The organism is Streptomyces sp. NBC_01515, from assembly GCF_045040345.1.
Taxonomy (GTDB): Bacteria; Actinomycetota; Actinomycetes; order Streptomycetales; family Streptomycetaceae; genus Streptomyces.
Genome location: NZ_CP109416.1, coordinates 6889672 through 6911480, shown reverse-complemented (window position 1 = coordinate 6911480; position 21809 = coordinate 6889672). Strand labels below are relative to the sequence as shown.

Below are 21809 nucleotides of genomic sequence, written 5' to 3'. Positions count from 1 at the left end.
ACCGCGGTAGGTGTTGGGGGGCAAACCGCTCATCTCGTGACGTACCTCCGCGCAATCCGCGTCGTCCCCGCAGTGCCAACGGAGGAAAACCCGCCATGAGTTACGACCCGAACAACCCCTACGGGCAGCAGCCTCCCCAGAACCCGCAGCAGGGCTACGGCCAGCCCCAGGGCCAGCCCGGCTACGGCTACCCGCAGGGCGCGCCCCAGGGTGTCCCGCCGCAGCAGGGTTACGGCTACCCGCAGCAGCCCGCGTACCCCGGTTACCAGCAGGCGGGCTACGGCGCGACCCCGCCGTACGCGAACTGGGGCCAGCGTTTCCTCGGCACGCTGGTCGACGGTCTCATCTTCCTGGTGCCGTACATCCTGATCATCGTGAGCCAGGGCAAGGGCGTGCTGCTCGCGATCGGCGCCATCGTCATCATCGGCATAGCCATCTGGCAGCTGATCCAGGAGGGCAAGACCGGCCAGACCGTCGGCAAGAAGGCGTTGGGCATCCGCCTGGTCCGCGAGAGCGACGGCCAGCCCCTGGGTGTCGGCATGGCGTTCGTCCGCCGCCTCGCCCACTTCCTCGACTCCATCGCGTGCTACCTGGGCTGGCTGTGGCCGGCGTGGGACGCGAAGCGCCAGACGTTCGCGGACAAGGTCTGCGGTTCGATCGTGATCCGCACGCAGTGAGCTTTGGCTCGTCGAACGACGGCGGCCGCCGGTTCTCGCGGGAGAACCGGCGGCCGTCTCGTCGTACGGCACCGGTCAGTCGGCCGGAAGCAGATAGCAGGCCTTGACCGTGCCCTGCAGTGGGTCGGTGAACACCGCGTTGGTGCAAGGGGTACCGCTGGTGAGCGTCTTCTGCTTGTACGTGCTCCCCGCGCCGTACGCGACCGTGCGGGTGCCGGTGAAGGGGCACATGCCGTTCTCCGTGGCACAGAGCGTCGATCCGGCCGGGCCGGTGGTGACGGGGCCGGTGTAACAGGACTTCACGACGCCGTAGTCGGGGTCGACGAGCGCGTCGCTCGTGCAGGGCGTGCCGTCGGTCAGGGTCTGGTACGAGTAGATGCCGTTCGCTCCGAAGGCCACCGACCGGGTCCCGGTGAAGGAGCAGGTGCCGTTCTCCTGCGCGCAGGAGGTGTACCCGGCCGGGGTGGCCGCGCCGCCGGGGTTCGCCGCGACCAGGTAGGTGCCGGGCTGGACTCCGGTGAGATAGACGTGGTCCGCGTCGGCGTGGGCGCCGCCGATGCCGCCCGTCGCGGTGAACGTGCCGTCGCTCCACACCACTTGACCGCCGACCGACACGACGGGGTTGGCTCCGCCGTACGTCGGCACCGCGATCGTGCCGCTGGTTCCGGAGGGCGCGGTCACCTGCATACCGAACTGGCCGATGCCGCTCTGCCCCGCCCAGGACACCGCCAACGCGCCGTGCGGGGTGGGGACTTTGCCCTCGGCCCAGGTCAGGTCGCCCGGGTGGGGCTGTACGGACCAGGTGGCGTATCCGGCGGTCACGGGCTGGGCGCCGAGTACGTAGCCGGACAGGGCCGAGGTCGGGGCGGTCGACCAGCCGTGCGCCAGGCTGGTGCTGGTTCCCAGGCCCGGGGAGCCGTCGGTGGCGATGTTCTCCCACATGGTCCCGGTGAAGTCGGTCCCCGCGGTGGCCATGTGGCCCCACAGCGTGCCGAGCAGGGACTCCGCGCCGGCGGTGTCGCCCGCGGCCAGCCGGGCTTCGAGTTCGTACCCACTGGCGTACGGGCTGATCACCGGGCTGTAGCCCGCGTCGGAGCTGAACGGCAGGGGGCCGTAGGGAGTGGTCCACAGGGCGGTCTTCAACGCGGCCAGGATCGAGGCGTGGTTCGCCGCCGGGGCCACCCCGTACAGCACGGCGAGGGCGTTGGCGTCCTGCGGCACACCGGTGGTCCTGGTGTCGCTGATGCGGTAGAGGCCGGTCGCGCTGTTGAACAGGTAGGTGTTGATGGCCGCCTTGAGGGTCGCGGCCTGCTGGGTGTACTGCGCGGCGAGCGTCGACTGCCCTGCGGCGGTGGCCAGTTGGGCTCCGTCGAGCAGTGCCTTGTAGTAGATGAGGTTGTACTCGGTGACCGCGCCCGTCTTCACGTTGTCGTAGAAGTCCCAGTCGGCGCCGGTGGACCCGTCGGTGACCAGCAGCCCGCGGGAGTCGACCTGGGTCGCGTTCCAGGCCAACTCGGCCTGGGCGATGGGCCATTCCTGCTGCACGAACGCCGTGTCGCCGGTGTAGAGGTAGTACGACTCCAGGGCGAGCAGCCAGTACATCGAGTACGTCGCCGAGTAGGTACCGGTGGTGCCCTGGATCGCGGCGCCGGTGTGCGGTGCGCTCTGCGGTGGCAGGGCGCCGGTGACGAAACCGCTGGACAGCCGGTAGCTGCCGAGGAGTTGGAGGGCGCCCTTGAGGTAGTCGGTCCGGCCGGTGGAGTCGTACACCGTCGGGCCCTCGACGTTGAGGTCGCCGGACCAGATCGCGCGGTCGCGCTTCGCGCCGTCCAGGATGGACGCCACGGAGTTGACGCCGGGTACGGCGAAGTCGGACAGCGCGGACGTCGTGCCGAGCGCGTTGCTGTAGAGGGTGGCGCCGGAGCTGTTCACGACCTTCAGATTGCGGAAGTACGCCTCCTCGCCCGTGTATTCGCGGAAGCCCACCGTGCCGGTCGGGTAGGCGGTGGTGCCGGCGGGGAAGGACGCCGAACTCAGGCTCACCAGCCGGGTGTTGTCCAGCGACACGGTGATGGTCGTGCCGGACACGGTGGTGGTGACGGTGTGCCAGCTGCCGGAGGTCAGCGGTGCGGGGAGCGGGGTGCTGCCGACACTGGTGTAGGTGCCGTCGTGGAGGTCGAGTTCCTGGAGCGTGTCCGGGGTGCCGCTGGTGTCGTCGTGCGCGTTCAGGATGAACACGTAGCCGTTGTCCGCGTTCTGGCCGCGCACCGCCCAACCCGCCTGGTTGCTCACGATGTTCGTGTCGAAGGTGGTGGTGTAGTCGCCCCACGCACCACCCTGGTTCAGCAGCCCCACGTTGGGCGGCGCACTGCCGTACGCGTCGAGGACGCCCCCGCCGACCCGCCAACTCCCGGGCAGGGAACCGGCAGCGGCCGAGTCGAGCTGCGCGGTGTACGCGCCCTCGTACCAGATCTTGTTCAACTGGTCCGAGCTGGAGACGAAGTAGCCCTGGTACCCGTCGGCCGTCGTACGGTCGGCGATGTACTGGACCCCGGCGGCGGTGAGCGTGAGCGTGCCGGGCGAGGTGAGGGTGATCTCCTCGTACCGCTCACCGCCCTGCACCGAGCGGTTGGTGATCGTCCCCGGCCCGGTCACCGTGTACGTGTCCGAGCGGGCCGAGTCGCCCTCGCCCCACGGGGTGCCGCCGTCGCCCGAGGCCGACAGATACCGCGAACTCTCGCTGTACCCCGCCTTGAGCTGCGGCGACCCCGACTCCGCGGAGACCGTGAAGTACGGCAGCCCGCCGACGTCCTTCCCGTAGTCCAGCACGACGGTCGGCGTCGTCCCTCCGGCGACCAGCGTCAGCGTCGCCCCGCCCGACCCCCCGCACACCAGATTCGCCGCCCCGCTGACACTGCCCGACGTGCTCGTCACCGCCGTGGGGCACACGGTCGCGCCGCTCGGCGCCTGGACGTAGCTCTGCCAGTTCGGCGCGGACGGCCACGGAGTGGCGGACACGGCGGCGGACGTGGCCTGTGCGGCCTGTGCCGCCTGTGGGAGGCACCAGAGGAGGAGTGCGGCGGCGCCGGCGAGGGCCACCAGGACGCGGTTTCGTCTGCGGCGGGGGACTGTTCGACGGTCAGCGGCCATGGGAGGTCCAGTTGACGAGAAGCGGACGGCGGGCGGCTCACCTCGCCGAATGAAACGTTTCAATCACCGATGTCGCTGGGAGGTTATTGATTTGCCAGGTACGCGTCAATAGGCGGGACGGGGTGAGGGTGACCGGGGTGATCATGTCCTGTGGGACGTGGGGATCCGACGAACGGCCGGTGGGCCCGACCTGAGCCGCTGTTGCCGCGAGGCATCAAGTCGGGCCGTCCGCCGGATCGGGCTCGCGATCATCACCCTTGCCGACACTCTCGATGACACCCCGGACCTCACCAGTCGCAGGGAGCGGTCGTGCCCCGCCGAGGGCCAAGGACCGCTGACTCGCCATCACAAGCAGGTGTTCGTCGGCCCCCTGCGTGGTGACCGGCTCGGCGGGCGCGTCGTACGGGCGAGGGCAGGGGCTGATCCGCTTGCTTGGAGCGCTCTCCAGGGCCATAGCGTCGAGACAGCTGAACCGAACACCCGACGCGTCGACGCATCATCCCGCACGGCCAACGAGAAAGACGGCAAGTGGTAGACAACCAATTCACGACGCATGCAGAACTCTTCGATCTGAGTGGAAAGCGCGCGCTCGTCACCGGTGGCACCAGAGGCATCGGGATGATGATCGCGCGTGGCCTTCTCCAGGCGGGCGTCCGCGTGGTCATCAGCTCACGCAACGCAGAAGCGTGCGCTCAGGCGCAGGAAGAGCTGTCCGCATTCGGTGAGGTGCGGGCCATCCCCGCCGACCTGTCCCGCCACGACGAGTGTCGGCGACTGTCCGACCTCGTCACCGCCGACTCCGAGCGTCTCGACATCCTCGTCAACAACGCGGGCGCCCTGTGGGACGAGCCGCTGGAAACGTTCCCGGACGCGGCCTGGGACACGGTCGTCGACCTCAACCTGAAGTCGCCGTTCTGGCTGGTCCAGGCGCTGCTGCCCGCACTTCGCAAGGCGGGCACCGCCGACGATCCCGCGCGGATCATCAACATCGGCAGCATCGCCGCCATCCACATCCCCCAGCGGCCCAACTACTCGTACTCCAGCAGCAAGGCCGCACTGCATCAACTCACCAGAGTGCTCGCCAAGGAACTGGGACCGCAGCACGTCACCGTGAACGCCGTGGCGCCGGGACCGTTCCCGTCGACGATGATGGCCGCGACCCTCGATGAGTTCGGCGAGGCGATCGCGGCGTCGGCCCCACTGCGCCGGATCGGCCGCGACGACGACATGGCGGGTGTCACCGTGTTCCTCGCCAGCCGGGCAGGCGCATACCTGACGGGCGCCATCATCCCCGTCGACGGCGGCATCGCCACAACCGCGTAGGCCGCCTGGCCAAGCTAGGCGGTACCGGCCCAGTCGACGAATGACGCCCACGCGACGGCGGGAATGAGCAGCGCCGAACCGTCCGGGACCTTGGAGTCCCGGACGGGGACGATGCCGGGGAGGTCGTCACAGACCTCAACGCAGTCACCGCCACTGCCGTTGCTGTAGCTGCTCGCGCGCCACACCGCAGTGCTCAAGTCAGGCCCTGCGCTTGCCATTTCCGTGATCCTCCAAGGTGGACGGCTAGGCAGTACCGGCCCAGTCGACGAAGGACGCCCACGCGACGGCGGGAATGAGTAGCGCCGAACCGTCCGGAACCTTGGAGTCCCGGACGGGGACGACACCGGCGAGATCGTCACGGACTTCGAGGCATTCGCCGCCGCTGCTGTTGCTGTAGCTGCTCCTACGCCAAGCAGCGGTGCTCAAGTCAGGCCCTGTGCTTGCCATTTCTGTGGTCCTCCGCCGCTTGCTCGATCATGTCCAGGGACGTCTCCGGCGGCAGTGCCGCGGCCCTGAGCAGATCGTACGACCTGCGGTAGTCCTTCACGAGGGCCGGATAGTCGATCACTTGGCCACTGTGCAGACCCTCCGTGTACACCACCGGTGGTGCGTCCGGGAAGGTCATGACCCGGATCATCCCCATCATCAGCGGGTAGGCCACCGTCGTTTCCGGCAGGATCTGCAAAACGCCCTGATTGGAGCGGATCACGTCCGCGATGTGCTCCAGCTGCGCTGCCATCTCCTCGCTCGGCAGGAGCGGCTTGCGGATCAACTCCTCGCGCACGATCGCCCAGAACGCCGGGCGTTCCTCCCGCTGCCAGAGCTTGGCGCGCGCCATGCGAGCCGTTACCTGATTGTCGACGGTCTTGGGCGGGAGCCACGGACTACCGGTCCGAACAACCTTCAGGGCGTACGCCTCCGTCTGCAACAACCCTGGAAGCAACGCCGGCGCCCAGTCCTCGATCGAGTCCGCGTGCTGCTCCATCTCCGCGACATCCGCGAAGTACTCCGCATGCCCCGACTTCTTCGCCTTCCGGGCGTCTTCACAACGCCGCTCGAAAAAGCCGTCCGTGCCGAGCCTCTTGTCGACGTGCTGGGCGAGATCCAACGGCATTCGCCGCTCACCGCGCTCAATGAGGCTCAGGAACGGGATACCCCGATAGCTTCCCTCCGCCAGCTGTTCGAGCGTCAGGCCCGCCGCCTCCCTCTTGAAGCGCAACTCCGCGCCGTAGAAGGAAGGGACATTCGCCGACGCGTCGGTGTCCTTGCGTGGGGGCACAACTCACCACCGCCTTTTGCCAGTTCCCGGGTGCAACCCAAACCACTGCCACGGTACGAGATTCCGCGTCACTCTGTGAGCAATTCGTCACAGAGAGAGGCGTACGGCAATGAGCAGCCCCTACACCCACGAGGCCAACAGCGAAGTGGCCGAACTCCAGGCCGCGTTGAAGGCCAACGGGATCATCCTGCCGTCCCTCGGCCTCGATCTGCCCTCCGTCGTCCAGACCTACGGCCCCCCGCTCGTCGAACTCGGGAACTGCAACCTCGACACCGCGCGGGCCCTCACCGCCGCCCTCCGCAAGGCGGCCGGCCGGTGACTCCGCTCTGCCTCGAACTCCTCGCCGTACCCAAGGTGTTGCCGGAGGCCCGCCGTGCCGTACGTGAACACCTCGGCGTCCCGTGTCCCGAAGTCCAGCTCTGTGTCAGCGAGTTGCTGACCAACGTGATCCGGCACATCGGCGAGGGCACCCCGGTGACCCTGAGAGTGACCCACACCGACGGCCGTACCCGAATCGCCGTCACGGACCCGGAGCCGTACACCTGGCTCGTCGTACGCGCGGCCGGGCCGGACGACGAGAACGGCCGCGGGCTGGTGCTGCTCGACGCGCTCGCGACGCGGTGGGGCGTGGAACAGGGGCCGGAGGGCAAGACGGTGTGGTGCGAACTGCCACCGCCCGAGCCTGCCCCGGCCCCTGTTTCAACTCCCGCCGCGATCCCGGAGGATCGGGCCGATCTCAGTGGAAGAAGTGCCGCGTCCCCGTGAAGTACATCGTGACGCCCGCCTTCTTCGCGGCCTCGATGCTCAGCTCGTCGCGGAGCGAACCGCCGGGCTGGACAACGGCCTTGACGCCCGCCTCGGTCAGGACCTCAAGCCCGTCCGGGAACGGGAAGAACGCGTCCGAGGCCGCGAACGAACCCCGCGCCCGCTCCTCGCCCGCCCGCTCGACGGCCAGCTTCGCGGAGTCGACCCGGTTGACCTGGCCCATGCCGACGCCGACCGAGGCGCCGTCCTTGGCCAGCAGGATCGCGTTGGACTTCACCGCGCGGCAGGCCTTCCACGCGAAGGCGAGGTCGGCGAGGTCCGCGGCGGAGAGTGCCTCGCCCGTCGCCAGCGTCCAGTTCGTCGGGTCGTCGCCGTCCGCCTGGAGGCGGTCCGTCACCTGGAGCAGCACGCCACCGTCGATCGGCTTCAACTCGACCGCGTTCGACGGACCGGCCGGGGTCTTCAGCACCCGGAGGTTCTTCCGCTTGGCGAGGATCTCCAGCGCGCCCTCCTCGTAGTCGGGCGCGACGATGACCTCGGTGAAGATCGGCGCGACCTGCTCGGCCAGCTCCTTCGTCACCGGGCGGTTGACCGCGATCACCCCGCCGAACGCCGACAGCGGGTCACACGCGTGTGCCTTGCGGTGCGCCTCGGCGACATCCGAACCGATCGCGATACCGCACGGGTTGGCGTGCTTGATGATCGCGACACAGGGCTCGGCGTAGTCGTACGCGGCACGGCGGGCGGCATCCGTGTCCGTGTAGTTGTTGTACGACATCTCCTTGCCGTGCAGCTGCTCGGCCTGAGCCAGGCCACCGCCACTGCCGTCGACGTAGAGCGCGGCCGGCTGGTGCGGGTTCTCGCCGTAGCGCAGGGTGTTCTCGCGCTCCCAGGTCGCGCCCAGGAAGTCGGGGAACTGCGACTCGTCGACCGGGGCGTACTCGCTCGCGAACCAGCTCGCCACCGCCACGTCGTACGACGCCGTGTGCTGGAATGCCTCCGCCGCGAGCCGCTTGCGGGTGCTGAGGTCGAAACCGCCGTTCTGTACGGCGTTCAGGACGTCGGCGTAGCGCGCGGGGCTGGTGACGACCGCGACCGACGGGTGGTTCTTGGCGGCGGCGCGGACCATCGACGGGCCGCCGATGTCGATCTGCTCGACGCACTCGTCGGCGGACGCACCCGACGCGACCGTCTCCCGGAACGGGTACAGGTTGACGACCACGAGGTCGAAGGGGGCCACGCCCAGCTCGTCGAGCTGCTGACGGTGGCTCTCCAGGCGCAGGTCGGCGAGGATGCCGGCGTGCACCTTGGGGTGCAGGGTCTTGACCCGGCCGTCCAGGCACTCGGGGAAGCCGGTCAGCTCCTCGACCTTGGTGACGGGGACACCGGCGGCGGCGATACGGGCGGCGGTGGAGCCCGTGGAGACGAGCTCCACGCCCGCCTCGTGCAGGCCGCGGGCCAGCTCCTCCAGGCCGGTCTTGTCGTAGACGCTGACGAGCGCGCGACGGATGGCCCGCTTGCCGCTGTCGATGTTCTCGGCGGTCACTGGATAACTACCTTTCGTCCCTCAATGCGATAGCCGTTGCGGGCGAGCCGCCCCACGACATCGACGAGCAGCGTGCGCTCGACTTCCTTGATGCGCTCGTGCAGAGCGCTCTCGTCGTCCTCGTCCCGGATCTCGACCACGCCCTGAGCGATGATCGGCCCGGTGTCGACGCCGTCGTCGACGAAGTGGACGGTGCAACCGGTGACCCGGGCGCCGTACGCGAGCGCGTCCCGTACGCCGTGGGCTCCCGGAAAACTGGGCAGCAGGGCGGGGTGCGTGTTCACGACCCGGCCGCCGAAACGGGCCAGGAACTCCTTGCCCACGATCTTCATGAACCCGGCCGACACGATCAGGTCGGGCTCGTGGGCGGCGGTCGCCTCGGCCAGCGCCGCGTCCCACTCCTCACGCGTCCCGAAGTCCTTCACCTTGCACACGTAGGTGGGCAGCCCGGCGCGCTCGGCACGGGCGAGGCCCTCGATGCCCTCGCGGTCCGCGCCCACGGCCACGATCTCGGCTCCGTACGCCTCGCTGCCGGCGGTCTCGATGCTGTCGAGGAGCGCCTGCAGATTCGTACCGGATCCGGAGACCAGCACGACGAGGCGCTTGGCCACGGGCTTGGCGGCCACGGCGGGGCCCTTTCTCGGGGGAGCGTCGTCTGTACGGCCGACTCGTGCGTCCGCTCGTGCGTTCATACGAATGCTTCGCGCCCCGGGATACGGGGAAGTCTACGAAGCGGCCGACCGTCAGCAACGATACCGGCACACCGGACAGCCCCCACGGGACGGGGGCGTGGCCGGAAGGTAGCGTCTGCGGAGAGCGGGTTCGGGAACGCCGTTGTCGTGCGAGGCGTTCACGTACCGCCAGCTCATGTCGGAGAGACGTATCCACCAAGCACATCCACAAGGGGAAGACGCTCATTTGATGCCGGACCGCAGTCTGCGACTCCTCACGTTCCCCCCGCTGTCGGCGCAGGGAGGGGAGCGCGGCACCGTGCTGCTCCGGGAGCGGCCCTCGTCGCCGCCCGACGCGCCCTCGGACGGGAAGAGCGGTGCGGGGCAGGACGACAATCCCTTCGCGCCGCCGCCCGAGGGCACCCCGGACCGGCCGTGGCAGCCGCGGCGCCCGGAGGCCGGCGAGGACGGCGACGCCCCGCAGGGTGACGGCGGTCACTCGCCGTGGGGCAGTCAGTGGAGCGACCGGCAGCCTGGGCGTTCGTCGGGCAACTTCGGCGACCGGCCCGGCGGACCCACCGGGCAGAGCGGCCCCGAGGGACCGGGCAACGGCGGCCCCGGCCAGGGCGGCATGCGCTGGGACCCGACGGACCCGGCCCAGCGGCGCGCCCGTTACGCCCTGCTGAGCGGCATGTGGGCCTTCTTCTTCGCCCTCTTCAGCTGGCCGTACGTGGCCCTGCTGCTCGGCGCGCTGGCCCTCTACTGGGGCGGCAGCGCCCTGCGCGCCAAGTCCCCCACGCCCGACCCGGACACCCCGGCGGTGCCCGAGACGCAGGCCCGCCCGCAGACGACGGCGGCGATCAGCGGCCTGGTCACCGCGTCGCTGGCGATCGCCCTGGTGGCCGCGATGTTCGTCGCGCAGCTCGCCTACAAGGACTACTACACCTGCGCCAACGACGCCCTCACGAACGAGGCGAAGCAGTCCTGCAACCAGCTGCTGCCGAAGGAGCTGCGGGGGTTCCTGGGCACCGCCAACTGACAGACGGCACCGGTCAGTTCGGCCCCTTCACATCGGGCGGTCCCGGCTCGTCCGAAGGTTCCGACGGCTCGGGCTCAGGTGGCATGGACGCCTCCCTCAAGGCCGCCCAGCGGGCCTCGCGGGAGGCGTCGTCGTACCAGGGCGTGGGCGTCGGCTCCGACGGCACGTCGACGGGCAGGAAGTCGTACGGGTCGAACGTGGGGTCGTGGTCGTAGGCGATGTACGGCTGGTCGACTGGCGCCTGCGCCGGTACGGGTACCGCGACCGGCTGCTCCGCCTTCCTCGGCTTGCGCGCGAACCAGCCCCGGCCGAGCGCGTACGGCCGCCGGAACCAGCGTTCCGCCGCAGTGTCAGGCACCGTCTGGGCCTCGCCCTCGCGCGGCTTCCCGATCGTCGACTTGCCGATCGTCGGCGTGGGCACCCGGCGTTCCCGCAGCCGCCACGCCCGCAACCCGAGCGCCGTAGGCACCGCCACCGCCGCGATCCACGCCAGCGCCGCTCCCCCGGTCTGCCACCACACCGGCCCGAACCGCGCGAGCGCGGCACTCCCGAGGGGCCCGCCGGACAACTCCGCGAGCAGACCCAGCACTACGGCACAGAGCGCGGCGGCGAGCAGGGCGGTGGCGGCGGTGCGGCCCTGCGCCCAAGGGGCTTGTGCGGAGGGGGTGTGCGCGGAGGAGCCATGGGCGGAGAGGGCGTGCGCGGGGTGGGCGTGCGGCGGTTGTTGGCGGAGGCCGGCACCGGCCGCCTTCCGCTTCCGCTCCTCCGTCAACTCGCCCGCGCTGTCGCCTCGTTGACCGGCCGTGCCGCCCATCGCGACCCGTGCCACGAACCACCCCACCATCACCCCGGCCGCCACCGGCACCAGCCCGGCGAGCCAGTTCAGCGGGGTTCCGGTGCCCGCGTCCGGGACCGCCGCGAGGAGCGGGAACGGCGGGAGGAGGGGGGCCGGGGCCGAGGAGAGCGGGGCGACCGTGTGGTGGACGCCGAGGGCGAAGCCGGGGCCCAGGCCGTAGGACGCGGACCACACCGCCGCGTTCGGGATCAGCGCGAGGCAGAGCAGCAGGACGGCGAACCGGCCCGACAGCCCCTCCGTCAGCTGGAGGAAGGACATCCGGGCGGCACCGCCGTGCCAGATCAGCGACGCCCCGAGCAGCAGAGCGCCGCCCCCGACGAGCACCGCCGTGCCGAGTCCCGCGGCGCGTACCGCGGTACCGATACGAGCCCTCGACTCACGGGCCTCCGGACCGAGAACGAGCCGTCGCAGCCCGGCCGGCAGGTGGATCAGCACGCTCAGCACGGGTTCGCGCGGACGCCCGTACGCCGTCCACACGCCGGAACCGGCCGCGCCCGCGGCGAGCAGCGGCAGGCAGACCGCGGTCCAGCTCCAGGAGGGGGAGAATTCGCCGCCGGACGCGTAGAGGGCGGCGGCGGTGCCCACGGCGAGGTAGCCGAGGGCGACGCCGGTCCAGGCGGTGCGGGCGGCGATCAGGGGCGGGGCCTCGGCGTCGTCCTCGCCGGTCTCCCCGCCCAGCACCGCGTGCCGGGCGGCCCGGTGCAGCAGCCACAGCGGCAGGGCCAGGAGGAGGAGCGGGGTGACGCCCACGGGGGCGGGGACTCCGGAGAGGGTGTCGGCGCGGACGAGTTCGACGCCGTGCGCGAGGAGCCACAGGGCGGCGGCCATGTGCAGGGCGCCGCCGGGTCCGCTGTCGGGGTAGGGCGAGCTGATCCACAGCACCATCACGAGCACCGCGAACGAGCCGAGCCCGAGCCCCGCCGCGACCGCGCCACCCAAGAGGCTGGCGGCCAGTCCGGGGGATCGGTCGCGCATCCGGGTGAGCAGGGGCGACAACAGCGCTCGGCGGTGGGTCATCGGCATCACGCCCGCCATGCTCCCAACGACACGCGCTTTCTCGTCGTAACAGGCGAACCTTGGAAGTGTCGCTCAATATACGTTTATGTACTTTTTCGTACGAAGGGGCGTCCGGTGACGCAGAGCCCTGCAACCCCGCTCCCTCCGCCCAAGGAACGCCGACGCCTGCGCGAGGCTGGCTCGCTGACGCAGGCTCAGGTCGCCGAGCGGGTGGGCGTCAGCCGCGAGACGGTGCGTTCGTGGGAGACCGGCCGTACGACACCACGTGGCCGGAAACGGGAGGCGTACGCGAAATTGCTCATCAGCCTGGGTGAAGAAGAGACCGTGACGGAGCGGCAACAGGAGCAACTGGGGCCGCGGGCAGAGGTGGTCGAGGTCAAGGTGGCCGAGGCCGAGGTCGAGGTGGTGGAGATCGAGGTGGTCGAGGTCGAGGTGGTGGACGACACCGCCGTGCTCGAACCCGTCCTCGTCCCCGCCCCCGTACCCGTACCGATCGAGGAACCGTCCCGCGTACCCCTGACGCCCGCTCAGGCCTTCGACGCGCTCTACGCGTTCTGCGCACCCGCTCTCGTACGGCAGGCGTATCTGCTGACCGGGCGGCGCGAGTTGGCGCGGGAGTCCGTCGAGCGGGCCTTCCAGGTCGCCTGGCAGCGCTGGCCCGAGGTCGCCGTCGACCGCGACCCGGCCGGCTGGGTGCGCTCGGTGGCGTACGAGCACGCCCTCTCCCCCTGGCACCGGTTCCGCCCCAGATACCGCCACCCGGAGCCCCCGCCCCCGGACGCCGCCGACCGCGCCCTGCTGACCGCCCTCCTCAAGCTCCCGCCGTCGTACCGCCGCACGCTTCTCCTCTACGACGGGGTCGGGCTCGGGATCGCGGAGACCGCGGCGGAGACGGAGGCGAGTACGCCGGCGGCGGCGAACCGGCTGCTGCACGCGCGCGAGGCGCTCGCCGCGCAGCTTCCGGACCTGTCCGACCCGACCGAACTCCACCGGCGGATGACCGAACTCGCCTCCACGGGGCGGCTGCACGCGGCCAAGCCGCCGACGGTTCGTTTCGTGGGTGAACGCCGGACCGTGTTCTGGACCCGGGCGGCGATCGCGTTCACCGTCGCGATCATCGGGGCGACGACGTTCACGCTGCGGGTTGCGCCCACGCATTACGAGCCGCCGGTGCCGTTGGGGGAACGGGTGGAGGGGGTGCCTGCGCGGGTGATGCAGGGTTCCTTGTCCGAGGAGGAGGTCGCTCTTCGGGACCGTCTGCGAAACGGGATGACCAGCGGTCCGGAGAGGCTGGCACCGCTGGGTCGGTAGGCCGTCGCCGGCTGCGGGCCGGTGGGGGCTGGTCGCGCAGTTCCCCGCGCCCCTTAAAGGCAGGTCGGCTGAAACAAGGCCGGTTTTCAGGGGCGCGGGAAACTGCGCACCCCTGAAAGAAACGTGGGCCCGAGTTCTTAGGGCCGCGGGGAACTGCGCGACCAGCCACGACGCACCCGCAGCCGACCGACAACGCACCGATGGGCCCGCCCCGACCCCTTCAGCCGGCCCGTCTTTCAGGGGCGCGGGGAACTGCGCGACCAGCCACGACGCACCCGCAGCCGACCGACAACGCACCGATGGGCCCGCCCCGACCCCTTCAGCCGGCCCGTCTTTCAGGGGCGCGGGGAACTGCGCGACCAGCCACGACGCACCCGCAGCCGACCGACAACGCACCGATGGGCCCGCCCCTGCCCTTTCAGCGGGCCCGTCTTTTAGGGGCGCGGGGAACTGCGCGACCAGCCACGACGCACCCGCAGCCGACCGACAACGCACCGATGGGCCCGCCCCAGCCCTTTCAGCGGGCCCGTCTTTTAGGGGCGCGGGGAACTGCGCGACCGGCCACGACGCGCCCGCAGCCGACCGACAACCGGACCCGGCACCCCATGTCGCGCAGATGGGCCCGCTCCAACCTACGGAGCGAGCCCATCGACGTGAAGCAGGGTGAATCAGCCGGCCAGGATCTCGCGGGCCAGCTTCGCCGTCTCGGTCGGGGTCTTGCCGACCTTGACGCCGGCGGCCTCAAGGGCCTCCTTCTTCGCGGCGGCCGTACCGGAGGAACCAGAGACGATGGCACCGGCGTGGCCCATCGTCTTGCCCTCGGGCGCGGTGAAGCCCGCGACGTAACCGACGACCGGCTTCGTCACGTTCTTCGCGATGAAGTCCGCCGCCCGCTCCTCCGCGTCGCCACCGATCTCACCGATCATCACGATCAGATCGGTGTCGGGGTCGGCCTCGAAGGCCGCCAGCGCGTCGATGTGCGTGGTGCCGATGACGGGGTCGCCACCGATGCCGACGGCCGACGAGAAGCCGAGGTCACGCAGCTCGTACATCATCTGGTACGTCAGCGTGCCGGACTTCGAGACCAGGCCGATACGGCCCGGCTTGGTGATGTCGCCCGGGATGATGCCGGCGTTCGACTGACCCGGGGTGATGAGACCGGGGCAGTTCGGGCCGATGATCCGGGTCTTGTTGCCCTTGGCCACGGCGTACGCGTAGAACGCGGCCGAGTCGTGGACGGCGATGCCCTCGGTGATGACGACCGCGAGCGGGATCTCGGCGTCGATCGCCTCGACCACGGCGGCCTTGGAGAAGGCCGGCGGTACGAAGAGGACGGATACGTTCGCGCCCGTCTTCTCGATCGCCTCGGCGACCGTGCCGAAGACCGGGATCTCGGTGCCGTCGACGTCGACGGACGTGCCGGCCTTACGGGGGTTGACGCCACCGACGATGTTGGTGCCGTCGGCCAGCATGAGCTTGGTGTGCTTCATGCCCGTGGAGCCGGTCATGCCCTGGACGATGACCTTGCTGTCCTTGGTGAGGAAGATAGCCATGGCTGTGTCTGTCCCTCTTCCCTTACTTCGCAGCCGCGAGCTCGGCGGCCTTGTCGGCCGCGCCGTCCATGGTGTCCACGCGCTGGACCAGCGGGTGGTTGGCGTCGGAGAGGATCTTGCGACCCAGCTCGGCGTTGTTGCCGTCGAGACGGACGACGAGGGGCTTGGTGACTTCCTCGCCCTTGTCCGCGAGCAGCTGCAGCGCCTGGACGATGCCGTTGGCGACCTCGTCGCACGCGGTGATGCCGCCGAAGACGTTGACGAACACGGACTTGACGTCCGGGTCGCCGAGGATGATCTCCAGGCCGTTCGCCATCACGGCCGCGGACGCGCCGCCGCCGATGTCGAGGAAGTTGGCCGGCTTCACGCCACCGTGGTTCTCACCGGCGTACGCGACGACGTCCAGGGTGCTCATGACGAGACCCGCGCCGTTGCCGATGATGCCGACCTCGCCGTCGAGCTTGACGTAGTTGAGGTTCTTCTCCTTGGCGGCCGCCTCAAGGGGGTTCGCCGAGTCCTTGTCCTCAAGTGCCGCGTGGTCCGCCTGGCGGAACTCGGCGTTCTCGTCGAGGGAGACCTTGCCGTCGAGCGCGATGACGCGGCCGTCGGCGACCTTCGCGAGGGGGTTGACCTCGACGAGGAGGGCGTCCTCCTTGACGAAGGTGTCCCACAGCGTCACCAGGATCTCGGCGACCTGCTCCGCGACGTCGGCCGGGAACTTGGCCTGCGCGACGATCTCGCGGGCCTTCTCGATCGAGACGCCCTCGTTGGCGTTGACCGGGACCTTCGCGAGGGCCTCGGGGTTCTCCTCCGCGACGACCTCGATCTCCACGCCGCCCTGGACGGACGCCATGGCGAGGAAGGTGCGGTTGGTGCGGTCGAGGAGGTACGAGACGTAGTACTCGTCGACGATCTCGGGCGCGGTCTCGGCGATCATCACCTTGTGGACCGTGTGGCCCTTGATGTCCATGCCGAGGATGTCCGTCGCACGCGCGACGGCCTCGTCCGGGGTGGCGGCGAGCTTCACGCCACCGGCCTTGCCACGGCCGCCGACCTTCACCTGGGCCTTGACGACGGACTTGCCACCGAGCCGCTCGGTGGCTGCGCGGGCCGCCTCAGGCGTGTCGATGACTTCACCGGCCAGCACCGGTACATCGTGCTTGGCGAAGAGGTCCCTCGCCTGATACTCGAACAGGTCCACGCGCTTCCGTCCTCAGTGATATCGCGGTTCGTTGGATGCGTGGGCGTGCCGCGAAGGGCAACGTGACGTCCGCTGTCACAAGGGAGGCGCACACGGTGACCGAGCGCGCGGCATGTCCGTCTCGCAGGTTATCGCTGCTTGCAGGGGGCCCCTAAATCGAGGGTCACACCTGAGCGGTGATACCTGTCACATGATGCCGGTTTTTGTGACACGGAGTGCCGCGGACGGGACGTTCGGGCAGGTCGTTCGGGTGGGTGGGGTGGGTGCGTGGTTCGGGCGCGTGGTGGGTCGGTGGAGTCGGTGGGTGGATGGTTCGGGCGGGGCCTCACCGGGTTGGGGTTGGCCCGGCGAGGCCCCATACCGCGAGACGCGCTCCGGACAGACCGACGGCGTTCGGCCGTCCGGGGTCACTGCCTCACGGAGTCGGTCACTCCCCGTGCCGGGCGCGGCGCGGCTGCGCGGCAGGGCCTCTCCGGGCGCGGACAGTGCGTGCGGCCTGGGCGCCCTGGATGGCCGCGGCGGCCCTGACCCTGGACTCCCTCGGGACGGAGACGTGGGCGTCGACGAGGCGTCGTCGGAGTTCGGCGGGGGTGGTGTCGGCGTTCTGGTTCATACGTGTGCCGGCGTTCGTGCTCATGCGTGCGTCGGTTCCTCAGGGATTCCGGGGCTGGAGACATGGCGGCGTTCCGGACAGCTCAACTGCCGGAAAGGCCCTGCCTAGCCCGGGAAAACGGGAACGTCCCGGTACCTGTCCCGCGTCTCGCCCACGTCCGCACGCGCGGCGGCACCGGGCACGATCCGCACCGGCACCCGGCTGTCCAACGTCACGGCATGCGCGTCACAGTGCCGCGACGACCCGTTGTCCGCGCCATCCGGGTCGCCGGCCGGTGCTTGGTGCTGGGCGGGAGCATGTCCGGCGGAGGGCGAAGGGGCATGACCTACGACCACATGTCCTACGGCGCGGAGCGCATCGGCGGTGTCCGCGACGAAGCGCGGCCCGTACGTGGCCCCCACGCCCACCGTCAGCTCGGCAGGCCTCGCATCCGAACGATGCCCACCGCCCGAAGACCGCGGGGCGGACCGGACGGGCGTCGATACCGGCGCGGGCGCGGTGTGCGCCGGAGGCGTCGGCACCGGAACCACCGGCACCGGCTGACTCGGCACCGCGGGGACCGAGGGCGGCGCGGGCAAGGTCGGCAACGAAGGTGCCTCGGCCAACACCTCGGTCAGCGTCTTCGTCACCACGTCACTCACGGGCCGCACGACCCGCTCCACGGTGTCCGAGACGGGAGTCAGTACCGGAGCCAGCACCGGGGCGAGAACGGGAACCGGAAGCTGAACCGGGGCCGGAACCGGAGCCGGAACAGGCTTGGTCACCGAAGCCACCACCGGAATCACCGGCCGCTGCCCCGTGTCCCCGTCCGCCGCCTGCGCCTGTCCCCCGAAGGCAACGCCGAGCACGAACAACCCGCCGACCAGCAGGGCGACTTGAAGAACCCGTTGACGCACCCGTTGACGCACACGCCGCCCAACCGCCGTACGCGTCACGCGCAGAGCGGCACCGGACAGTGCGGCGGGCCAGTTCATGAGGCGACGATCCTTGCACGGGCCGCGCTAGGACGAGCAACCCCCCTGCCTCCCAAGCCAGTTCGTCACGCGGTGTCCGGTATCGGCAACGGCCGCTTCTCGATCGCCGCCGCCATCACCTCCGGGAACAGGTCGGGCGTACAGGCGAAGGCCGGCGCGCCCAACGCGGCCAGCGCGGAGGCGTGTTCGCGGTCGTAGGCGGGCGTGCCCTCGTCGGAGAGCGCGAGCAGGGTCACGAACTGCACCCCCGACGCCTTCATCGCCGCGACCCGCTTCAGCATCTCGTTCCGGATGCCCCCTTCGTAGAGGTCGCTGATCAGCACGACCACCGTCTCGGCGGGCCGGGTGATCTGCGACTGGCAGTACGCGAGCGCCCTGTTGATGTCCGTACCGCCGCCGAGCTGGGTCCCGAAGAGCACGTCCACCGGGTCGTCGAGCTGGTCGGTGAGGTCGACGACCGCCGTGTCGAAGACGACGAGCCGGGTGTTGATCGACCGCATGGACGCCAGCACCGCCCCGAACACGGAGGCGTAGACGACGGACGCCGCCATCGACCCGGACTGGTCGATGCAGAGGATGACCTCCTTCTTCACGGACTGGGACGCGCGCCCGTATCCGATGAGCCGCTCCGGCACGATCGTCCGGTACTCGGGCAGGTAGTGCTTGAGGTTGGCCGCGATCGTGCGGTTCCAGTCGATGTCGTGGTGGCGCGGCCGGTTGATACGGGCGCTGCGGTCGAGCGCGCCGGTGAGGGTGGCCCGGGTGCGGGTGGCGAGCCGCTTCTCCAGGTCCTGGACGACCTTGCGGACGACCGCCCGCGCCGTCTCCTTCGTGGTCTCCGGCATCGCCTTGTTGAGGGAGAGCAGCGTGCCGACGAGATGCACGTCGGCCTCGACCGCCTCCAGCATCTCCGGTTCGAGGAGCAGCGCGGACAGCCCGAGCCGGTCGATGGCGTCGCGCTGCATGATCTGGACGACGGAGGACGGGAAGTACGTCCGGATGTCCCCGAGCCAGCGCGCGACGGACGGCGCCGACGCCCCGAGCCCCGCCGAACGGTCCTTCGCCGCCCGCCCCTTGTCCTCCCTGCCGTACAGCGCGGCCAGCGTCCCGTCCATCGCGGCGTCCTGCCCGGACAACTCGCACCCGGTGCCGTCGGCCGCACCGCCCCCGAGCACCAGCCGCCACCGCCGCAACCGCTCCTGGTCGGGCTGTCCGGGCTCCGCGACCCCGCTGCCCGCGATCGGATCAGCCGCCCCGGTGGTCCCCGTACTCATCCGCGCGCCCCCGTACGCAGCCCTTCCCACAGCGGTACGACCCGTACGCCCTTCGCCGGGCCGCCCTCGGCCCGCCGCCCGCGCACGCCCTCGCCCGCACCCGGCGTCTCCGGCTTCCTGCTGCTCTGCCTGCCGTTGTTCGTCATCCCGCCACCCCCACAAGCTCGTTGTCGTCCAGCCCCAACAGCAGCCGCAGCACCGGCACCACCGCGTCCGCGCGCCCGGCGTCCAGCTCCGCGCCGAACCCGGGTATCCCGGCCGCCGTCGCCGTCGTACCCACCTGCTTCCCCGGACCGCGCCGCACCAACTCCCCGAGTGTCCGGCGCACTCCGGGTTCGTACGACGAGAACGTTCGCCTCAGCAAAGGCAGTACGTCCGTGAACGCCTCCGCCGGCACCTCGGTCAGCCACGCGTCCACCAGCCCGAGCAACCGCTCGTCGTGCACGAGGAGCAGTCCGCCCCCACCGCCGACGAACCCCTCGATCCACGCGGCCGCGTCCGCCGGAGGTGTCCCCGGCGAGAGCACGAGCCCCATCAACCGGGCCGCCTCGTCCGGCCCCAACTCCCCTTCGTCCAACAGGAGTCGTACGGCCCGCCCGCGAATGACACCGGGAATGGTGTCCCGCGCGGAGAGCGTGCGGAGCACCGCGCGCCAACGGACCCGCAGGTCACCGTGACCGGATTCCGTCCCACCCGCGTCGCCCAGCAGCGCCACCGCCCCATGCACCGCGTCCACATGCCGCCGCATCTCCTCCGCGGCATCCGCGTCGAGGGCCGCGCAGGCCGGGGGCAGCCCGACGAAGACCCGCTCGGCGAGACCCGCGGCGACCTCCGTCAGCGCGCCGGTGTCGGTGCCGCGCACGTCGCCGTAGCGCAGCGAACGGACCAACGCGGGCAGTGCCTGGGCGAGGTGGCCGACGTCGGTGTCGAGGGCCGCGCGGTCGGCGAGGACCTTCATCACCACCGGGAGCGCGTCCGGCAGTTCGGCCAGCAGGCAGTGCTCGGCGAGTGCGGTGACGTCGGCGAGGCTCTGCGCCCCGATCGCGTCCGCCTCCGCCTTCGCGGTCGCCGCCGCGAGCACGGTGGTCCCCCACACCCCCGCCTCGGCGACCCGCACCGCCAACTCCGGTTCCCAGCGCAGCCGCCAGGTCTCCCGGAACGTCCCCGTGCTCCCCCGCGACACGGTCGGCTCGCCCCACTCGATACCCAGCAGCCGCAGCCGGTGCAGGAGCGTGCTGCGCCCGGCGTCGGTCTCCTTGCGCAGGTCGAGCTCCAACTCCCGCTCCAGCGCCTCCGGTTTGATCCGCAGCCTGCGCTGCGACCGGTCGAGGTCGCGCTGCAACGGCACGGCGGGCGCTCCCGGCGGTACCTCGCCCAGCACATCCCCGACCACGAGCCGGTCGCGCACCAGCGCCAGCGGGATGTCCGAGCCCTCGCACATCACCGCCCGCACCGCGTCGGTGGTCTCCCCGAGCCCCGGCAACGGCCGGCCGCGCATCACCGCGAGTGTCTCCGCCAGCCGTACGGCCTCGATGACATGGGCCGGGGAGACGATCCGGTCCTCCTCCCGGAACAGCCCCGCCACCTTGGTCATCCACCGCTCGACCGGCCGGTCCGGGGCGCCGAACAGGTGGCCGTACCAGCCCGGCGAGTCGATGCCCGCGCCGTAACCGCTGGCCCGCGACAGCCGGCGGTGCGTCCACGGCACCCAGGTCAGATCGACCTTGACCTTGGGAAGCCCCTTCAGCAGCGCTCGGTCCGCCGCGACGGCCGTCTTCTGCCGCAGCGCGGGCACATGCCAGGCCCCGCACACCACGGCCACGTCGTCCTCGAACTCCCGCTGCGCCGCCCGCACTTGGAGCCGCATATAGGCCTCCCGCACAAGATCCCGCTCGTGCCCGCCGGCCCCGTACGTCTCGCGCAGCGCCCCCATCGCCTCCTCCAGCGCGGTGAACGGCGCGAACGCGTCCCGCTCCCCCACACCGCGGTGCTCGACGACGTCCTCCCACCAGCGCTCGGGATCGTCGTAACCGGCGGCCTCGGCGAGGACGGCGAGGGGATCGACGCGGAGGTCCGAACCGGAGGGCTCCGGGGCAGAAGGGGACTCGCTGGACGGGGTCCCGGCGGTCGGAGTCTCGGCAGTCGGCGTCTCGGCAGTCACGTCCGGTGGCTGCTCCTCCCCCGTCAACCCGCCCTCGGCGTCGTCCTTCCCCCACGCCAGCGTGTGCGCCGCCGGGAGGTCGATGAAGCGGGCCGGGACCTCGTGCTCCAGGGCCCAGCGGATCGCGACCCATTCCGGGGAGAACTCGGCCAGCGGCCAGAAGGCCGAGCGGCCCGGCTCGTCCACGGCGTGGCCGAGGAGCGCGACCGGCGGCCGCATGCCCTCGTCGGCGGCCAGCGGGATCAACACGTCGGCCTCGGGCGGCCCTTCGATCAGTACGACCCGCGGCCGGGCCGCGTCCAACGCCGCCCGCACGGCCCGCGCCGAACCGGGCCCGTGATGCCGCACCCCGAGCAACAGCGGCCCCGCGCCCCGGCCCCCCTCAGTACCCGCCACTAC

The 21809-nt window shown here is 70.9% G+C and carries 20 protein-coding genes; 6 read left to right on the top strand and 14 right to left on the bottom strand.

Features of this window, described 5'->3' with window-relative positions; translation table 11 throughout:
* Window positions 1-95: 95 nt before the first annotated feature.
* Window positions 96-677 (top strand): RDD family protein, encoded by a 582-nt coding sequence (locus tag OG407_RS31445; protein ID WP_403583292.1) that lies wholly within the window; start codon window positions 96-98, stop codon window positions 675-677.
* 75 nt (window positions 678-752) lie between these two features.
* On the opposite strand, the gene OG407_RS31440 is transcribed toward OG407_RS31445, so the two are convergent.
* A complete protein-coding gene (locus tag OG407_RS31440; RefSeq protein WP_405862956.1) occupies window positions 753-3827 on the bottom strand; it encodes an alpha-L-rhamnosidase C-terminal domain-containing protein in 3075 nt (1024 codons plus the stop codon).
* 528 nt (window positions 3828-4355) lie between these two features.
* On the opposite strand from OG407_RS31440, the gene OG407_RS31435 reads away from it, so the two are divergent.
* Complete coding sequence (locus tag OG407_RS31435) at window positions 4356-5150, top strand: SDR family oxidoreductase (RefSeq protein ID WP_405862955.1); 795 nt, start codon at window positions 4356-4358, stop codon at window positions 5148-5150.
* A 14-nt stretch (window positions 5151-5164) separates the two neighbouring features.
* Here OG407_RS31435 and OG407_RS31430 read toward each other — a convergent pair whose 3' ends face one another.
* Genes OG407_RS31430 through OG407_RS31420 form a run of 3 tightly spaced genes read right to left on the bottom strand, consistent with a single transcriptional unit; the run spans window position 5165 to window position 6429 of the window.
* Window positions 5165-5368, bottom strand: a complete 204-nt coding sequence (locus OG407_RS31430) for a DUF397 domain-containing protein (protein WP_405862954.1) — start codon at window positions 5366-5368, stop codon at window positions 5165-5167.
* Between the two features lie 25 nt (window positions 5369-5393).
* Window positions 5394-5576 (bottom strand): DUF397 domain-containing protein, encoded by a 183-nt coding sequence (locus tag OG407_RS31425; RefSeq protein ID WP_405862953.1) that lies wholly within the window; start codon window positions 5574-5576, stop codon window positions 5394-5396.
* Between the two features lies 1 nt (window position 5577).
* Window positions 5578-6429, bottom strand: coding sequence for a helix-turn-helix domain-containing protein (locus OG407_RS31420; protein WP_405862952.1), 852 nt, complete (start codon window positions 6427-6429; stop codon window positions 5578-5580).
* Window positions 6430-6538: 109 nt separating this feature from the next.
* On the opposite strand from OG407_RS31420, the gene OG407_RS31415 reads away from it, so the two are divergent.
* Both OG407_RS31415 and OG407_RS31410 read left to right on the top strand, forming a co-directional pair.
* A complete protein-coding gene (locus OG407_RS31415) occupies window positions 6539-6748 on the top strand; it encodes a hypothetical protein (RefSeq protein ID WP_405862951.1) in 210 nt (69 codons plus the stop codon).
* Complete coding sequence (locus OG407_RS31410) at window positions 6745-7194, top strand: ATP-binding protein (RefSeq protein WP_405862950.1); 450 nt, start codon at window positions 6745-6747, stop codon at window positions 7192-7194. The genes OG407_RS31415 and OG407_RS31410 overlap by 4 nt, the downstream gene beginning before the upstream one ends.
* Here OG407_RS31410 and purH read toward each other — a convergent pair.
* On the bottom strand, window positions 7166-8740 hold the full coding sequence (gene purH / locus OG407_RS31405; RefSeq protein ID WP_405862949.1) for a bifunctional phosphoribosylaminoimidazolecarboxamide formyltransferase/IMP cyclohydrolase: 1575 nt from the start codon (window positions 8738-8740) through the stop codon (window positions 7166-7168). The two genes, OG407_RS31410 and purH, sit on opposite strands and share 29 nt — an antisense overlap.
* Window positions 8737-9366, bottom strand: a complete 630-nt coding sequence (purN, locus tag OG407_RS31400; RefSeq protein WP_405862948.1) for a phosphoribosylglycinamide formyltransferase — start codon at window positions 9364-9366, stop codon at window positions 8737-8739. Before purN ends, purH begins: the two co-directional genes overlap by 4 nt.
* A gap of 295 nt (window positions 9367-9661) precedes the next feature.
* Here purN and OG407_RS31395 point away from each other — a divergent pair, with 295 nt between their 5' ends.
* A complete protein-coding gene (locus OG407_RS31395) occupies window positions 9662-10450 on the top strand; it encodes a hypothetical protein (RefSeq protein WP_405862947.1) in 789 nt (262 codons plus the stop codon).
* A 13-nt stretch (window positions 10451-10463) separates the two neighbouring features.
* Here OG407_RS31395 and OG407_RS31390 read toward each other — a convergent pair whose 3' ends face one another.
* Window positions 10464-12341: a DUF6350 family protein gene (locus OG407_RS31390; protein WP_405862946.1), complete on the bottom strand. Its 1878-nt coding sequence runs from the start codon at window positions 12339-12341 to the stop codon at window positions 10464-10466.
* Between the two features lie 96 nt (window positions 12342-12437).
* On the opposite strand from OG407_RS31390, the gene OG407_RS31385 reads away from it, so the two are divergent.
* A complete protein-coding gene (locus OG407_RS31385) occupies window positions 12438-13634 on the top strand; it encodes a sigma factor-like helix-turn-helix DNA-binding protein (protein WP_405862945.1) in 1197 nt (398 codons plus the stop codon).
* Window positions 13635-14302: 668 nt separating this feature from the next.
* Here the strand turns inward: OG407_RS31385 and sucD are convergent.
* The 7 genes from sucD to OG407_RS31350 form a co-directional block, all read right to left on the bottom strand.
* Window positions 14303-15187 carry a succinate--CoA ligase subunit alpha gene (gene sucD, locus OG407_RS31380; protein WP_019055633.1) on the bottom strand — a complete coding sequence of 295 codons (885 nt, stop codon included), beginning with the start codon at window positions 15185-15187 and terminating at the stop codon, window positions 14303-14305.
* A 22-nt stretch (window positions 15188-15209) separates the two neighbouring features.
* On the bottom strand, window positions 15210-16388 hold the full coding sequence (gene sucC / locus OG407_RS31375; RefSeq protein ID WP_405862944.1) for an ADP-forming succinate--CoA ligase subunit beta: 1179 nt from the start codon (window positions 16386-16388) through the stop codon (window positions 15210-15212).
* 427 nt (window positions 16389-16815) lie between these two features.
* Window positions 16816-17025, bottom strand: a complete 210-nt coding sequence (locus tag OG407_RS31370) for a hypothetical protein (protein ID WP_405862943.1) — start codon at window positions 17023-17025, stop codon at window positions 16816-16818.
* 80 nt (window positions 17026-17105) lie between these two features.
* Complete coding sequence (locus tag OG407_RS31365) at window positions 17106-17975, bottom strand: hypothetical protein (protein WP_405862942.1); 870 nt, start codon at window positions 17973-17975, stop codon at window positions 17106-17108.
* Window positions 17976-18040: 65 nt separating this feature from the next.
* A complete protein-coding gene (locus tag OG407_RS31360; RefSeq protein WP_405862941.1) occupies window positions 18041-19249 on the bottom strand; it encodes a vWA domain-containing protein in 1209 nt (402 codons plus the stop codon).
* Entirely contained in the window at window positions 19246-19395 is a 150-nt protein-coding gene (locus OG407_RS31355; RefSeq protein ID WP_405862940.1) for a hypothetical protein, read from the bottom strand. The genes OG407_RS31360 and OG407_RS31355 overlap by 4 nt, the downstream gene beginning before the upstream one ends.
* Entirely contained in the window at window positions 19392-21806 is a 2415-nt protein-coding gene (locus tag OG407_RS31350) for a DUF5682 family protein (protein WP_405862939.1), read from the bottom strand. The genes OG407_RS31355 and OG407_RS31350 overlap by 4 nt, the downstream gene beginning before the upstream one ends.
* Window positions 21807-21809 lie beyond the last annotated feature (3 nt).